The organism is Pseudomonas vanderleydeniana (genome assembly GCF_014268755.2).
Classification (GTDB): domain Bacteria; phylum Pseudomonadota; class Gammaproteobacteria; order Pseudomonadales; family Pseudomonadaceae; genus Aquipseudomonas; species Aquipseudomonas vanderleydeniana.
This window is the reverse complement of the sequence record NZ_CP077093.1, coordinates 4,421,365-4,436,686: the sequence shown is the minus strand read 5'-3', so window position 1 is coordinate 4,436,686 and position 15,322 is coordinate 4,421,365. Positions and strand designations below refer to the sequence as shown.

The 15,322-nt window shown below is 58.5% G+C and carries 13 protein-coding genes; 7 read left to right on the top strand and 6 right to left on the bottom strand.

The features are described 5' to 3' along the window. Window positions 1–29 precede the first annotated feature (29 nt). A complete protein-coding gene (locus tag HU752_RS19755; RefSeq protein ID WP_186679026.1) occupies window positions 30–1,451 on the top strand; it encodes an aminotransferase-like domain-containing protein in 1,422 nt (473 codons plus the stop codon). Here the strand turns inward: HU752_RS19755 and panB are convergent. Then, complete coding sequence (panB, locus tag HU752_RS19750; RefSeq protein WP_186679028.1) at window positions 1,439–2,254, bottom strand: 3-methyl-2-oxobutanoate hydroxymethyltransferase; 816 nt, start codon at window positions 2,252–2,254, stop codon at window positions 1,439–1,441. The two genes, HU752_RS19755 and panB, sit on opposite strands and share 13 nt — an antisense overlap. Window positions 2,255–2,442: 188 nt before the next feature. Here panB and HU752_RS19745 point away from each other — a divergent pair, with 188 nt between their 5' ends. Continuing rightward, window positions 2,443–6,348, top strand: a complete 3,906-nt coding sequence (locus HU752_RS19745) for a YobI family P-loop NTPase (RefSeq protein ID WP_186679030.1) — start codon at window positions 2,443–2,445, stop codon at window positions 6,346–6,348. Between the two features lie 61 nt (window positions 6,349–6,409). On the opposite strand, the gene HU752_RS19740 is transcribed toward HU752_RS19745, so the two are convergent. After that, window positions 6,410–7,633, bottom strand: coding sequence for a DUF1444 domain-containing protein (locus HU752_RS19740; RefSeq protein ID WP_186679033.1), 1,224 nt, complete (start codon window positions 7,631–7,633; stop codon window positions 6,410–6,412). Window positions 7,634–7,747: 114 nt separating this feature from the next. After that, entirely contained in the window at window positions 7,748–8,497 is a 750-nt protein-coding gene (locus HU752_RS19735) for a substrate-binding periplasmic protein (RefSeq protein ID WP_186679036.1), read from the bottom strand. Between the two features lie 177 nt (window positions 8,498–8,674). Between HU752_RS19735 and HU752_RS19730 the strand changes: the two genes are divergently transcribed. Further along, window positions 8,675–8,899: a hypothetical protein gene (locus tag HU752_RS19730; protein ID WP_186679039.1), complete on the top strand. Its 225-nt coding sequence runs from the start codon at window positions 8,675–8,677 to the stop codon at window positions 8,897–8,899. 163 nt (window positions 8,900–9,062) lie between these two features. After that, window positions 9,063–10,532, top strand: coding sequence for a DUF6765 family protein (locus HU752_RS19725; protein WP_186679042.1), 1,470 nt, complete (start codon window positions 9,063–9,065; stop codon window positions 10,530–10,532). A 159-nt stretch (window positions 10,533–10,691) separates the two neighbouring features. On the opposite strand, the gene HU752_RS19720 is transcribed toward HU752_RS19725, so the two are convergent. Then, a complete protein-coding gene (locus HU752_RS19720; RefSeq protein ID WP_186679046.1) occupies window positions 10,692–10,862 on the bottom strand; it encodes a CrpP family ICE-associated protein in 171 nt (56 codons plus the stop codon). A 211-nt stretch (window positions 10,863–11,073) separates the two neighbouring features. Here HU752_RS19720 and vapB point away from each other — a divergent pair, with 211 nt between their 5' ends. Together vapB and vapC are read left to right on the top strand one after the other, a co-directional pair. Next, the gene (vapB, locus tag HU752_RS19715; RefSeq protein WP_186679048.1) at window positions 11,074–11,304 is read left to right on the top strand and encodes a type II toxin-antitoxin system VapB family antitoxin; all 231 of its coding nucleotides are present in this window, start codon (window positions 11,074–11,076) and stop codon (window positions 11,302–11,304) included. Further along, window positions 11,304–11,708 (top strand): type II toxin-antitoxin system tRNA(fMet)-specific endonuclease VapC, encoded by a 405-nt coding sequence (vapC, locus tag HU752_RS19710; protein ID WP_186679050.1) that lies wholly within the window; start codon window positions 11,304–11,306, stop codon window positions 11,706–11,708. The genes vapB and vapC overlap by 1 nt, the downstream gene beginning before the upstream one ends. Window positions 11,709–11,744: 36 nt before the next feature. Here vapC and HU752_RS19705 read toward each other — a convergent pair whose 3' ends face one another. Together HU752_RS19705 and HU752_RS19700 are read right to left on the bottom strand one after the other, a co-directional pair. Then, the gene (locus HU752_RS19705) at window positions 11,745–13,046 is read right to left on the bottom strand and encodes a cation:dicarboxylate symporter family transporter (protein WP_186679052.1); all 1,302 of its coding nucleotides are present in this window, start codon (window positions 13,044–13,046) and stop codon (window positions 11,745–11,747) included. Between the two features lie 68 nt (window positions 13,047–13,114). Beyond that, window positions 13,115–14,470, bottom strand: a complete 1,356-nt coding sequence (locus HU752_RS19700) for a class-II fumarase/aspartase family protein (protein WP_186679053.1) — start codon at window positions 14,468–14,470, stop codon at window positions 13,115–13,117. 118 nt (window positions 14,471–14,588) lie between these two features. Between HU752_RS19700 and HU752_RS19695 the strand changes: the two genes are divergently transcribed. Then, window positions 14,589–15,320, top strand: coding sequence for a GntR family transcriptional regulator (locus HU752_RS19695; protein WP_186679055.1), 732 nt, complete (start codon window positions 14,589–14,591; stop codon window positions 15,318–15,320). The last annotated feature ends 2 nt before the right edge of the window (window positions 15,321–15,322 follow it).

Sequence of the window (15,322 nt, the reverse complement as noted above, 5' to 3'; positions counted from 1 at the left end):
GCCGGCAGGCTGTGACGAGCTTTTAGGGAATGACATTGAGTACGGACACCGCTGACAAGACCCGGCCCAACTATACCTACCAGGCCGTCTACCGTTACCTGCTCGACTGGATCGGGGCGCTGCCCCCGGACGTTGAGCATCGATTGCCTTCGCTGCGCGACCTGGCCCGGCGCCTGAACGTCTCGGTGTCGAGCACCAAGTGCGCCTATGCATTGCTCGAGGACGAAGGGCGGGTCCAGGCACGACCCAAACTGGGCTATTTCACCCGGGTGTCCCGGGCGTCCCCGCACCCTGAACCCTTGCCCAACCTGCTCGACAGGGTGTTCGCCAGTGCCCGCCAGCCCGGCATGCTGGCCCTGGGCAGCGATGCCCCGGCCATGCTGCTGTCGCTGGAGCAGCCGCTGCTGATGCTCGAGCGTGAGCTGACCCGGCAATACCCGCGCTCGCAGGTACCGCTGTACCAGCCATTCGGTGAACAGGAACTGCGCAGTGTCTTGGCCGAGCGCTACACGCGATCGGCCCATGACTACTGGCAGGCCGAGCACGCGTTCATTGGCTCGGACCTGCGCAGCCTCCTGGAACTGGCGCTGCGTGCATTGAATCTGGAGGGCCAGGTGGCGCTGGTCGAGTCGCCGTGTTCCTGGGCGGTACTGCGACAGCTGCAGGCCGCCCGGATGAAGGTCATTGAAATCCCGCTGCAGGACGAGGGGCGCTTTGACCTGGCGCAGTTTCAGCAGGTCCTACAGGACGAGCCAGTACGCTTGGCGGTGCTGTCCTCGGCGGTCAGTGCGCCGCACGGTACGGCCATGCCTGCCCAGGACAAACAGCAGGTCTGTCGTTGGCTGGCCGAGCAGGGCATCTGGCTGTTCGAGAACGACAGCTATGGTGCATTCGGCTTTGACGACGCGGTTGCCCGCTACCGTGATTTCGCCGACCCCGATCGACTGTTGATCTTTTCCACCTTTGACAAGCTCATCGGCTCGGAAGCGCCTTACGGTTACCTGCTGTGCCGCCAGTCTACGGAGGCGTTTCAACGGCTGTTTCTCGAACGTGCCTTTCGCCTGTCGCCGATCCGCCAGAAGGCGATCGCCAAGTTGTACCGCTCGGGCAGGCTCGACTCGCACCTACTGCGCCTGCGCGCAACACTGGCTGAGCGGATACAGCACATGAAGGACCTGCTCCAGCGGCACGGACAGGGCTGCCTGCGTGTTGTCGAACCCCAGGGCGGCGCCACGTTGTGGCTGGAGGCGACCCGGCCAGTGGACATGCGCCGGGTCTTCGAGCGGCTGCTGGCACAACGCATTGTCATCGCCCCGGGCGAGATCTTCAGCCTGCAGGGGCGCTGGCGCAGTTGCCTGCGGCTGTCCTGCACGGTGGATTGGAGCCAGGACATCGCCCTGGCCCTGCAAGGCCTGGTCAAGGCGATCCAGGACGAGACCTACACGCCATAGCAGTGTTGCAGGCTGGGGAAGACGCCGTCCCGTACGTCCTCGGCATACCGCGTGCAGGCATGGCGAATCACCTCGGCCACATCGGCATACTGCTGGACGAAGCGCGGTACGTGCTCGCCACCCAGACCCAGCAGGTCTTCGGTCACCAGTATCTGGCCATCGCAGGCCGGCGAGGCGCCGATGCCGATCGTGGGCTTGTCGCTGGCGGCGGTGATCGCCCGGGCGACCGGTTCGGCAACACCTTCCAGCAGCAGGCTGAAGGCTCCGGCCTCGAGGTTGGCCCGAGCATCCGCCATCAGTGTCCGGCCGCTTTCCTCCGTCAGCCCCTGGGCCTTGTAGCCGCCCATGAGGTTGACGAACTGCGGCATCAGCCCGATATGCGCCATGACCGGAATGCCACGCGCCACCAGGAACGCCACGGTGCCGGCCAGGGCCTGGTTGGTCTCCAGCTTCACGGCCGCACAGCCGGTGCGCGAGAGCACCTGGGCACAGTTGCGAAAGGCCTGCTCGTGGGACTCCTGGTAGCTGCCGAAGGGCATGTCGGCGATCACGCAGGCCAGGCGCGTGCTGTCGACCACGGCGCGGGTGTGGGCGATGGTCTCATGCAGACGCATGCTCAGGGTCGAGGGCCGGCCGTAGCCGACCATGGCGGTGGAGTCACCCACCAGCAGGAAATCCACCAGGGGATCGATGACCTTGGCGAGGGTGCTGGAATAGGCGGTCAATGACACGATCCTGCGCTGGTCTTTCATGGCCACCAGTTGCGGGACGGTCAGGCGTTTGTCGCGGGTGTGCGTGCTCATCGGTCATTCATCGCTGAAGGGAACAGGCCACCGATTATTGGCACCCGCGTGCAGAACTCAATGCACAGATTCCGGCGAAAAAGCGACCCAGATACGGCGGGCAAGAGGTCGCGAGCAATGATATCAGTGAGATATCATTGGCCTTTTGCACCGGCCAGATTGGCAGGTGTCATCAGTCGGAGACAGGGATGCTCAAGCGCTTTATCGTGATTGCCCTTCGGGTAAATCACTGCATCAAGATGGAGGCGCGCAAGACGCTTGGTAAGCTGAAGCGGTATAAGGGGGCCGCAATAAAGGCGTACGAAGCTGGCCAGGCCTTTCTGGCGATACCTAAGGGCGAACACCTCTTCGAACCGCTCACCCCCGTTATCCTGGATCAGCACCAGTTCAATCACTATGAGCGCGAGTTGTTACATGGCCTGACAAGTGAACAAGTCAGGAATATCGCGATCACGGGTGAGTACGGCGCCGGCAAGAGTAGCGTGATTCGTACCTTTGTTGAACGTCACCCGGAGTTCACCTACGCGTTCGTGTCCCTGGCAGCCTTTGGCAAGGATGCTTCAGGTAACGCTCCCGCTTCAGGGCAGGCAGCGGATGAAGAGGACTCCGGGTCGGGTTCGAATGATACCGGCGTTTCTGGAAAGGCTGAGTCGGACTCGAAAGCCGACCCGGATCTTCTGGCACGAATCGAGGAGACAATCGTCCAGCAGTTGTTGTACTCGGTTCCGGCGAAGCGACTGCCCAAGACCCGTTTGAAGCGGATCACCCAGGCTCCGACGCTCAACATCTGGTTTAAGACGATCTGTTATAGCGCTCTCACTCTGGCGGGGCTTAGGCTGTATGCTCCAACCGAGGAAAAATTCTCCAAGAATGTCCCTGCCTGGTTATTGGACGGTTTGTTGTGGATCCCGGATCACCTCGCCGTTATCGTTGCAGCGTTGGGGTTCGGCTACTTCCTGTATGCGGCGTTGCGGTTGATCTCTCTATTCAGCATCGACGGTTTTACGCTGAAGGGTGGAAAGCTTGAAACCACTCATCATGGGTCTGTGTTGCATAAGAGTATTGATGAAATCATCTATTGCTTCGAGCGCAGCAGCATTGATGTCGTGATAATCGAGGACCTCGACCGGTTCGGCATTCATGATGTGTTCACTCGTCTGCGGGAAATCAATTTCATCATCAAGCAATCGCCGCAGGTCAGGCGTTCGGTTTACTTCATCTATGCTCTGCGTGATGAGATGTTTGCTGTTGGCGAGAAAACGAAATTTTTTGATCTCATTATTCCTGTTATTCCGGTAGTTAATTCGGATAACTCGCAGGAGAAAATGTTTGAGCTTCTGCGTGGGCGCAGCTTTAAAGATAAGTCTATAGACTCCTACTTGGATCGCCGGCTGGTAGAGACGATTTGTTACTATATAGGTGATATGCGGCTCATCAAGAATATAGTCAACGAATTCGACATGTTTTCCAACACCCTTGCCAGAAGTTTGACGCTCGACCTGAACAAGCTCTTCGCTATCGTCGCAATTCGGAACCTGCATCCACGAGAGTACGCTGACCTGCTCAAGCGATGTGGCCCGATTTACGACGTGATTCAAGGGCTCGATGCTTGGAAGACCGAGCAGGTCCGTATCTATGAGAAGCAAATTGAGACGTTACGCAAGCAGAAAGAGAAACGTCAGGAAGAACTGGCGAATGACATCGATGAATTGCGAGCCTATGTCTGGTTCTCTCTACTAAAGGTGACGGGTGGAGATCCGGTTACTCATGTAGAGGTCGAAGGTAAGGGCTTCACAGCATTGGAGTTTTTGACCGAGGAAGTGTTTGGTAAAATTTTCAACGAAGATATAGATCTCAGCACTTATGTGGCTGACTCCTTCGGTGATAAGGAGTATTCTAAAAACGCCGTGAGGTCCGGTAGTTTTCTCGCTTCAACGGGTTATGAACGACGTCGTTTGGTTTTGGAAGTATCTGTCGATAAAATTCTAAAAGAGATTGCTGTGTTGCAGGGTGAGTTGTCTGGCATCAGTAAGATGTCGTTTGCTCAGGCCGTCAGGCTGGGTTATATGGACGTCTTTCGGGATAAACTGCCGGGCCTGGATGTTGTGAGTTATCTGGTGCGCGCGGGGTACTTGGGGGACGACTACGCTGACTACTCAGGCTATTTCTACGAGGGGGCACTAACGCCGGGTGACAAGGAACTGATCTTGGCGCTCAGGCGTGGCGTGATGCCCGAGGTCACCGCCGATGTTGATAATCCTCAAGTTTTACTGGAGAAGCTGCAGAGCGATGAGCTGGATGAGGGTAGAGGAATCGTTGTCAGCCTGATCGCCTGTCTTTGTACCCGCTCTCAGCACGCGGGCAAGCCTGCTCTGGCAGATGAACAGCTCTCACATATTCTACGTAGCGCCGTATCCGGCCATCTTGAAAGGATGGCGCGCGCAACCCAAGAGTTGCTGTCTCGCCATGATCGTGCCCAGTTTATTCGGGCAGTCTATCGGTTGGAACCGGTTCTTTTTCGCCAGTTGCTTGAGGACACCCAATTTTTCGTAGCAGCCGGCGCTAGACAAGTGTTGCTCCGTGCAATCTTGGACAATCTGGAAGCCGCTGATGTTGAGCAGCTTGCTAGCGCTGAGCAAACGAGCCTTGTTCCCATTTTGAACGATTTGGAAGATGTCTCGCTTCTGATACCGGGGCTTGAAGCGAGTGAGGGAGCGTGGGTCTGGCTGAGGTTTGGCCCTGTATGGTTTGGCTCTCTCGGCGAGGCAACCGAGTTTCTCGATTTGAAGAAGCTCATTGAGTGGGGGTGCATCAAAGTCAATCTGGAGATGCTTTCGCTCATATGCCGGAAGGCAGAGTTGGAGCAGACGCCGGCAGTTGCTGGATCTGATTCAGTGGGTGAAGTCGTCGTGAGTTATCGTCGTATCCGCGCACTAGGCATTGATGAGTTGGACGGATTGCTGTTCACGTCACCCGAGTTATTCGTTTCTGAGCTGCTGCGACAAACAGGTACGCTTGATGAGTCAACTGAGTCAGCGCTTGTGCTCTTGAAGTCTGTCGCCGGGCACCCTGGACTTGTTGGGCGGTTGTTTGAGCAGACGGACTGTGAGTTTGAGAAAATGGCAGATGTCCCAGAAGCCTTGTGGGACCGCCTGCTTGAAACAGACCGGATTTCAGCGAAGGGCGAGGCAATCTGGACATTCTTTGAAAAGCAGATCCTGCCTGGCCTGAAACACCGCGATAGCATGGATATCGGTACCGTAGATGAGCAGATCTTCGATGGTTTCGTGAACCGACATGCTCGAGCGTTCAAAGGTCGCTTCTGGCGCAACAGCAGTCTGGACATCTCCATGCAGAAGTATCTTTTGCGTTCCGGGGTGAGCAACGAGGTTCTCAAGCCGTTACTCGATGAGGTTGGCTTCCAGGATCCGTCGATTCTGAGCCCGTTACTTTCTGTAGACAGGTGGGAAATGCTGGTCGATTCGGGGTTCTTGCCCTACAGCACTGAGATCCTAGACGTGGTGTCGGCCGATTGTGCGCGTCTCGAAGGTCATTACCTGTCCTTGCATTGGGAGGCAGCCAAGGGCGAGATCGATCTTTCTGGGCTTTCTCTCGAGACGGTAATCACTCTCAGCAAGAGCGAAGCACCGTCTCTCTCCGAGAAAAAACAGATGTGGTCGCACATAACCGCGGACACCTTGCGCGGTAAGTCGGAAGCATGGTCAGAACTTGCGCGCCTATGTGGGGTATTGAATCAGCAGGAAGATAAATTTGCCAAATCGTTCATGCCAGTACTGAGGGCACTGGCGTTGAAGGCGAGTGTCAACTCGGATCAGCGATCCGAACTGTTGATTCAGTGCTTGCCGTTGCTGCCTTGGTCTGATGTGTCAAATGTGCTGAGTCTGTTATCGGAAAATGATCTCCAGAAGCTGGGACCGAGTGTAAAGAAAATTCAGGTGAGCTATAGCGATATCAATTGGCGGTTGATGGAGGCATTACGCCGAAAAGGTTACCTGGCCTCAGTAACCAAGGCAGATGACAAGATCAAGGCCACTACCAAGCCTGGTGGCATGAAGGCGCTAGAGCAGGTATAGCAGGCGTTATCTTAGAGCCTTTGCTTGCAGCGACTCTACCTAAGCTGGCAATGGATTGGAGTCAGCCCAACGGCGTCAGCGCCTTCAACTGCTCACTGCCAGGGAAACCGGCTGTACGATACCGTGGCGGATAAACATCGGCCGGTGTCAGCAGCGCCCCCACGTGGGGCGCCAGCTCATTCCATTCGAACACCTGGGTCCTGGCACCGCCATCCGCCTGCGGCTCGACCAGGACCACGCGGTCGGTCTTGGGCAGCAGGCTGTCGACGCCCTGGGTCCAGCTGCACATCGAGAAGGTCCGGCCGTCATTCTCCGATTGCTGGTAGAGCATGTAGGAGGCGACGAACACATCCTGCTGCTGTTCCTCATGGATCTTGTCGAGCAGCTCTTTCTGCGTGTGGTAGGTGCCCTGGAGCAGCAGGTGTTCCAGGGTGGCGAGGCGCGCCTTGAGTGCCTCGTCCTGGGCCTGGAAGGGAACGATGTGCTGGTCCTGGTAGGTGTAGATCTGGCTGGAGACGGCACGACCGTTCTCCATGGCCTTGAAGGCGACCTCGACCATCTGCCCGATGCCGGGCTCATCCTTGTCACCGGTGACCATCAAGACGTCGTTGGAGGGGATCATGAACACCGGCCGCCCCTTGATCGGCGCTCGCTGCAGGACATCCGGCAGCAGCACCCGGCTGATGTCGTAACCATCGCCCCAGCGGCCCAGGTACAGTCCTGGGATGATTTCCTCGAAGGCTTCGGGGGTGGTTTCGCGCAGGTTCTGCACGGCGATCGCCAAGGCTTCGTCGAGGGTCACCCCCCAGCCTTCCTCGGGGCCCTTGGTCAGGGTGGCCGTGGACTCGGGCGAATCGACCGCCAGCAGCATCACGCAGTCCTTGCCCAGCGGGCGTTGAGTCACCGTGTAGGGGGCTCCCCAACCTTCGCTGCGCACATGATGCAGGCGCACCTCATCGAGCATGCCGAGGTTGCGTATCACCGGTCGCAAGGTGGGACGAACCTGTTCGAAGGTCTGCGGGGCCTTGTCCTTGGTGCTGAGCAGGGTGGCCACGTAGCCATTGAGCACGGCGGTCCTCTTTGGCTTGTCGGCTCTCTGGTAATCGCGAAACGCGTTGTGCAGGTTGAAGTAGCCACCGTTGCCGTGCAGGAGACGAAACTCTTCGGGCACGTACTCAAGGGTGTCGTGATAACCGGCTTGGCGAACCGCCTGGATGAACTGCCGGACGAACCCTTCTTCCGTCAGCGGGCGATTGAAGAGTTTGCCGAGTAGGGTGCCGAACATGCGCGGGTTCTCCTTGAGTGCGAACGAGAGGAATAAGGTAAGGCATTGAGGCTTGGTGCGGTGAGCGCGCAGTCTCTGACGTGCCCGTTGGTCAATAGGCTGACGACGGTTCCCTCACTGCCAGGCGGGCTCTGTGTAACGATTCTGGATGCGCTCCAGCTCGCCCGACTGACGCATCTGCTCCAGGGCGTGGGTCCAGCTGGCGACCACCTTGTCATCGGAGTCGAGGCTGAAGGCGATGTAGAGCGAGGCGTGGTAAAGCTCAACCGGGATCTGTCGCAAGGCCCCTGGGGGAATATTCAACTGACGGCAGTAATAAGCCACGCCCGCATCGGTGTCGCCGACGACGATTTCGGTGCGCCCGGCCAGCAACATGCGATAGAGCTGCAGGCTTCCGGTGGCGCTCTTCTCGAGGTTCGGGAAGCCTTGCGCCTCCAGCTTGTCGGGGATCAGGCCGGCATGCCGGGTGGTGACGCGGGGCGCTTGCTTGAGTTGCTCCAGCGTGTCCACCGGTTGCCGGGTGGTCGCCAACTGGTAGGCATGGATGGACTCCTCGGCGATGGGGCCGACCCACTTGTACAAGGCCTCGCGCTCCGGAGTCCGGAACAGCGAGAACATGATGGTTCTGGGCTGGTGTTGCAGGGACAGGGTGGCGCGCATGCTGGGCACCATGGTCACGCGGAACTGATCGCCGGTGCGCGCCATGATGCCGTGCACGATCTCCGTGGCCATGCCGGTGAGCTGGTTGTTCTCCAGGTAGTTATACGGCGCCCACTCCTCGGTGACGAGTTCATAGCGCTCGGCCCGGGCCGAGTTGCCGACAAACAGGCAAAACAGCGCCGCAATCAGTACGGGATACTTCACGTCTTGTGCCTGGTGGACTGTGCAGCGATCAAGGGAGGGTATGATTCAACGGGTAGCGTGAGTATAGACACTAAACACCTGAGAACAGTTCTCATGGACGCATGAGGTTCAATTTTGTGAATGCGGGCCCGGATGTCATGAACACCCCGTTTACCCACCTGTTGAAATGGAACGGAAATGAACCGAAAAATTCCATCGCCGCTGGAAATAGAACGTGCCAGCCATGAGGCATTTCAGGCGTTGTGGGAGCAGGGTCAGTTTGGCGGGCAGCGGTTGGGGCTGGCGTTCTACAACCATTTTCGCCTGCACAGGCTCACGGATCAGTCCGTTTTGCAGGGGCTGTACGAGGCTGATGGCGAAAGGGCCCGGGCGCTGATCGCTCGGGTTTTTCTGATCCGGTAGCTGACGCTGTACTGCTTGCCTCAGAAATAAAAGCCGCAGTTTATTAGTAATCTTGGTAGTAATGATTATTAATTGAATAATGTCAGTTTGACATCATTTGGGGAGTGCAGTTATAAGTCTGAGCAGTCAACTGGTGTTAAACAACGGTTTGAAGGGAGGCGGTATGGATCAGGATTTTCACTATTACGGTACTTTCCACTCGGCGATGTCGGCAGGATTTGGCAAGGATGATGCGACACTGATTGCCAAGGCCTCGAATTTTATCGATTTTTTCCACGAGGATGATTACGCATCCAACTGGTCATTGGTGAGCGAGACAGAGAAGTCTCCTCACTATAATGTCGTCGCCAAGATGGAATATCCGCGATATACCTTTCAGCATGGATATTGGTCTACCTTCAAACACCCTGAAGATAGCGTGTGGTGCACCTATCACTTCATTCCCGGGAACTACGATGACCCGGCGGGTACACCCAGCAGGGAAGATATCCATGGGGTTGATGTTGCAAGCTATATTCCCAGGCACATCAAGAGGGATACCCGTGGAGGCGAATACATATTAAGGAAATACAATATAGAGAAGTTGAACGACCTGCTTTGGGGAAGGATGCTCAACAGACCACAAAGTGCATTGTCCAGAAGGTTGATTCAGGACACCGTCCTGTGTGTGGGAGACGAAGGGCGCCTGGAGAAAATCATCAGCCTGGCAGCTGGTGGTGCGGCGATACTCGGTAGTAATCGCTCTGACGTCATACACAGGTTCAAGCTAATTCTGCTGGGCATCAGGGCCCATGTCATTGCCGATACCTGGGCTCACCAGGACCACTGTGGCCTTGACAATGTCATGAACACCTATTGGGATGTGAATTATGACCCGGATTCCTGGAACCCGTTAAAGTTTGGGCTTGGGCGACAAAGCATCGACTACAATGACGGCTCGTTCAAGGGGTGGAATAACACGGTTCTAACGGTGGGGAACAGCACGGTCGGGTATGTGTTGAATGCGCTGCCAGGTCACAACCCGCTCGATATTCCAAATTCAAACTTCGAAGCCACGCCAAATTCGACCAGTTATCTGGGGCACGGCTGGCTCGGGCATTTCCCCGATTTCAGTTCCGTCAAGTTCCGCTACAAGCCTTGCTGGTCAGATCCGCGCAATACGATTGAGCGGGATAATCCGAAGGAGTACGAGGCTGCATGGGTCGAACTGACCAGTTTGTTCTACCAGGCTAAAACGGGGCGCAAGCTGGAAATAAACGAGCAGGTTAAAAGCGATATCAGTAAGGCCAGGCAAGCCATTGAGACACCTTGCGATCTCGCCAAGTTCATTCCCATTCCTGGTAGGGTGACTTCGCAAAAAGCGTGGCAAAAGATTCTTCCTGAACAACCGGGTGCGCAAATAGATACACTGCAGGAACCTGATAGCAAGGCTGTATTGGGTGGTGTCATTGAAAGGAAAGGCACCAGCTACGTAAACATTCAAAGCGATCTGTACCTGTTCCAGATCGCCGCCGACTATCACTTCCACTTCATAAAGCATTACTTGAAGGCAAATGGTATCTATCAATTCACCGGTGAATGGTCAAAGCAGAGAAGTACCTTGTCTGACGCCATCGTGAATCTGTTCGAGTAACCAGCAAGCAGCGTGATTGTCCCCGGCCTCTGAGCCCAGGCCGGGATTCCGGGAAATCCGGTGCCAGCTCTGGTATCGGATTTTTCATGCCGACCGGCAGTGGTTGATCGACCTCTGCACGTTTATCGGCGTATTTCTGTGGAATGGGACATACATGGCCTAGAGAAAATCCAGGTCCAGCTGCTGCGCCTGGGAAAATCCCTTGAGCCACGACGATTGCATTGCCGGATGCTGGTAGGGGCAATGAAAGACCTTCCCGCCCTTGCGTGCCGCATCGGCACCGGCGGCCCTGATGGCCAGGTGTGGGTTGTTGAAACGACGTCTGTCCAACGGTTTCGGAACGCTTGCTGTTTGACTCACCGGCGCAGTCTCCCAAGGCAGCAGGTGAGCCAAACAATAGCATCAGTGTGTTGCAATAGTGAGGGGCTGCGTTTGTACTTTTGACAGGGCTGCGCTGCCGGGGGAATTGATATATCCCGTTGACATATCCCATGATCAAACTACTATGGGATATACGTTTGAGATATCCCGCGAGGTGACTATGGAACAAGGTTCTGTTTTTCAGAGTAACCGCAGCCAGGCAGTGAGATTGCCTAAAGCTGTCGCACTTCCTGATGAAGTAAAGCGTGTCGATGTGGTCGCGATCGGTCGTACCCGAATCATTACGCCGGCTGGCGAGTCTTGGGATAGCTGGTTCAATGACAGTGGCGTCACTGCCGATTTCATGACTGATCGAGAGCAGCCTGCCGACCAGGAAAGAGAGGCGTTTTGATGCTCAAGTTCATGCTCGATACCAATATGTGCATCTTCACGATCAAGAATCGCCCTGAACAGGTTCGCGAGGCATTCAAGCGGCACCATGGGCAGATGTGCATCAGCACTGTCACATTGATGGAGCTGATCTACGGCGCCGAGAAATCCTCGAACCCTGAGCGTAATCTGGCTGATGTCGAGGGCTTCGCGGCACGCCTGGACGTGCTGGCTTATGATCAATCCGCAGCGGCACACACTGGCCAGGTTCGTGCAGAGCTGGCCAGGGCGGGCCAACCCATTGGCCCCTACGATTACATGATTGCAGGGCATGCCCGCTCCCAGGGACTTATTGTTGTCACCAATAACCGTCGCGAGTTTGACCGTGTACCGGGTCTGCGAGTTGAGGATTGGGCTGCCAGTTGAGTCTCAGTGTATTGCAATCGTGAGGGGCGTTTCGTCTTAAAGCGCCGCTTGCGGCGATCGACCCAAGGTCCGGGCATACTCCTCACGGGCGGTCTGCTCCACGAACTCACCCGCCCACTTCGCCACGACCACCGTTGCCACGCTGTTGCCGATGGTGTTGCAGGTGGCAATCGCCATGGACATGAAGCGGTACACGCCAAACAGCAGAGCCAGGCCTTCCACCGGCAGTACGCCAATGGTGGTCACGGTCGCGGCGAACACCACGAAGCTGCCACCGGATACCGCCGCCGCGCCCTTGGAGGTCACCAGCATGATCGCCAGGATCCCCAATTGTTGTTCCCAGCTCAGCGGCACGCCGTAGGCGTTGGCGATGAACAGCACGCACAGCGACATGTAGATCGACGTGCCATCTAGGTTGAACGCGTAGCCGGTGGGCAGCACCAGGCCGACACTCTGCTTGGAGCAGCCGAAGCGTTCGAGCTTTTGCAGCAGGCGCGGCAGGGCGCTTTCCGAAGACGCGGTACCGAGTACGATGAAGATCTCGTCCTTGATGTACAGCAAAAAGCGCCACAGGCTGAAGCCCGATAGCCGGCACACCGCGCCCAGCACCACGAACAGGAAGAACGCCACCGCCACGTAGAACATCAGCACCAGGTTGGCCAGGGATATCAGCACCGCCGAGCCATTGCTACCGACGGCATAGGCCACCGAACCGAACGCGCCCAGCGGGGCGAACTTCATGATCAGGTTGATGAACTCGAAGAAACACTCCGAGACGCGGTTCAGGCCGTTCTCGATCACCTCGCGACGCTCGTGCTTCAGGGCCAGCAGGGCGAAGCCGAACAGAATGGCGATCACCAGCACTTGCAACAGCTGGCCACCAGCGAAGGCGCCAACGAAGTTGTCCGGGAAGATGCCGTAGATGAACTCCATGGTCGAGGTCGGCGCGTGGCCCTTGGCGACTGCGGCACTGGCGGCCGCCGCGGCGGCCGTGCTGGCGTGCGCATCGTGCATGCCCGAACCGATGCCGATCAGGTTGCCCCACAGCAGGCCGATGGCCAGGGCCAGGGTCGACAGCACCTCGAAGTAGACCAGGGCGCGCCAGCCGACCTTGCCGACCCGCTTGATATCACCAGCCGAGGCAATCCCGTGGACCACGGTGAAGAACACCAGCGGTGCGACAGCGGTCTTGATCAGCTTGAGGAAGATGTCCCCGAGTATCTTGAATTTGGCAGCGAACTCGGGGGCGATGAAGCCCAGGGCGATGCCCAGCAGCATCGCCGTGATGACCTGGAATGTCAGGTCCTTGTACAGCGGTTTTTTCCGGGTGGAAGACATGGCGGTGTTCTCATTGTTCTTGTTGGAGAATCAGCCGGGGCCCGCACCAGCGCCGGGCCCCGGATCTATCAGCGGGCGACTGCGCCTGGACGTGCCAGGGCCAGGTCGACCATCTGCGGTGCCAGGCCCAGGTAGTTGGCCGGGTCGCACAGGCGCTCCAGGGTCGCCAGGTCCAGGCGGGCCGTCGCTTCGCCCTGGGCCTGCAGCGCCTGGAGCAGGCTGATGCCCTGGTCGTTGGCGAGGCGGCAGGCGGCGTAGACCACGTCGTGGGCGACCTGACGGCCCAGTGCCGGCGCCAGGCCCATCATCACCGCTTCGGCGACGATCAGGCCCTGGGTCATGTCGAGGTTCTTGCGCATGCGCTCAGTGCGTACCTCAAGGCCGGCGAGCATAAAGCGCGCCTGTCCGAGGGAGGCGGCGGTGAGAGCGAAGGCCTCCGGAATGGCGATCCACTCCGCCTGCCAGGGGCCGGTGGAACGCTCGAAGTCCTGGATCATTGCGTCGAGCATCAACCCGGCCTGCTGGCGCACACCCTTGGCCGCGGCGTACATCAGTTCGCAGGAGATCGGGTTGCGCTTCTGCGGCATGGTGCTGCTGGCGCCGCGGCCCTTGACGAAGGGTTCGTACACTTCGCCCAGTTCGCTGGTCATCATCATCATCACGTCCAGCGCGACCTTGCCCAGCGAGGCGCTGACCAGGCCGAGGAAATTCAGGGTCTCGGCCAGGCCGTCGCGGGCCACGTGCCAGGTGGCTTGCGGTTCGCCCAGGCCCAGCTCGTCCATCAACGCGGCTTGCACCTCAAGGCCTTTGTCACCGAGGGAGGCGAGGGTGCCGGCGGCCCCGGCGAACTGGCCGATTTCCACCCGTGGACGCAGTTCGACCAGGCGTTCGGCATGCCGGTCGAACATGCTCAGCCACACCGCACACTTGTAGCCGAAGGTGATCGGCAGGGCGTGCTGCAGGTGGGTACGGCCGGCCATCGGCGTGTCGCGGTAGCGCTGCGCCAGCTCGGCGAGCAGGCCGCGCACGGCCTGCACGTCACGTTCGACGATGGCCAGGGCGGCGCGGACCTGCAGGACCACGGCGGTGTCCATGATGTCCTGGGTGGTGGCGCCCCAGTGCACGTAGCGCCCGGCCTCGCCACACAGTTTCGACAACTGCTCCACCAGCGGCAGGATCGGGTAGCCGACGATCTCGGTCTCGTGCTGCATCAGCGCCAGGTCCAGGGATTCATAGCGCGACAGCTCGGCGATCTGCGCCGCCGCCTCGACCGGGATCACCCCACAGCGCGCCTCGGCCTTGGCCAGCGCCACCTCAACCTCGATGTAGCGCTCGATCAGCGCCTGGTCGGAGAACACCCCGCGCATTTCGGCGGTGCCGAACATATCGCGGAACAGGGTGGAGTCGAAAACGGTTGTAGACATGAGCAGGCGTCCTGAAATGTTTGTTATTGACCGGACATATTTAATATGTACGTACATAATTCTTGCCCTGCCACTGGTACACTGTCAACCGGTGCCATTGACGAGACTGACCGAAGGTATGAACGAAGCGCGATACGCCGTGGTGGCGCGTGACCTGATGGAGGGCATCGCCAGCGGCCGATACCCGGTCGGCAGCCTGCTGCCCACCGAGTTCGAACTGTGCGATCTGTATGACGTGAGCCGGCACACGGTGCGGGCGGCGATCAACCAGTTGCTCAATCAGGGCATGGTGTCGCGCCGCAAGCGCGTGGGTACCCGGGTCGAGGCCAGCAGTCCCCACGGTGGCTATTCCCACTCGCTGGCGACCGTGGCGGATCTTGCGCACCTGGCCGAAACCCAGCAGCGGGAGATCCAGGACGTGCGCCACTTCGTCGCCGACCTGAGTGAGGCGGCGCGCCTGGGGCTGGTGCCGGGGGAGCATTACTTCTGCGTGTCGAGCATTCGGGTCGACCGCCAGCACAATGCCGCGCCGCTGTGCTGGACCGACGTGTATGCCCAGCGTGACTATGCCGAGATCATCGAGCAGGCGCGTGAGCAGCCGGACCAGTTGATTGCCAGTCTGATCGAGCGGCGCTACGGGCGGGCGATTGCGGTGGTCGACCAGCAGGTGCGGGCGGTGTTGTTGCCGGCGGAGCTGGCCCGTGCACTGAAGGCCGAGCCGGGCTCACCGGGGCTGAAGATTCTGCGCCACTATCGGGATGACGACGGCGCGCTGATGGCGGTGTCCGAGACGGTGCACCCGGATGATCGTTTTACGCTGATCACCCAGATGAGGCGTAACGTCAGTTGAGT

Excerpts from the sequence above, each read along its gene's own strand:
- HU752_RS19755 (WP_186679026.1), top strand. The coding sequence starts at position 30 with ATGACATTGAGTACGGACACCGCTGACAAGACCCGGCCCAACTATACC.
- panB (WP_186679028.1), bottom strand. The coding sequence starts at position 2,254 with ATGAGCACGCACACCCGCGACAAACGCCTGACCGTCCCGCAACTGGTG.
- HU752_RS19745 (WP_186679030.1), top strand. The coding sequence starts at position 2,443 with ATGCTCAAGCGCTTTATCGTGATTGCCCTTCGGGTAAATCACTGCATC.
- HU752_RS19740 (WP_186679033.1), bottom strand. The coding sequence starts at position 7,633 with ATGTTCGGCACCCTACTCGGCAAACTCTTCAATCGCCCGCTGACGGAA.
- HU752_RS19730 (WP_186679039.1), top strand. The coding sequence starts at position 8,675 with ATGAACCGAAAAATTCCATCGCCGCTGGAAATAGAACGTGCCAGCCAT.
- HU752_RS19725 (WP_186679042.1), top strand. The coding sequence starts at position 9,063 with ATGGATCAGGATTTTCACTATTACGGTACTTTCCACTCGGCGATGTCG.
- vapB (WP_186679048.1), top strand. The coding sequence starts at position 11,074 with ATGGAACAAGGTTCTGTTTTTCAGAGTAACCGCAGCCAGGCAGTGAGA.
- vapC (WP_186679050.1), top strand. The coding sequence starts at position 11,304 with ATGCTCAAGTTCATGCTCGATACCAATATGTGCATCTTCACGATCAAG.
- HU752_RS19705 (WP_186679052.1), bottom strand. The coding sequence starts at position 13,046 with ATGTCTTCCACCCGGAAAAAACCGCTGTACAAGGACCTGACATTCCAG.
- HU752_RS19700 (WP_186679053.1), bottom strand. The coding sequence starts at position 14,470 with ATGTCTACAACCGTTTTCGACTCCACCCTGTTCCGCGATATGTTCGGC.
- HU752_RS19695 (WP_186679055.1), top strand. The coding sequence starts at position 14,589 with ATGAACGAAGCGCGATACGCCGTGGTGGCGCGTGACCTGATGGAGGGC.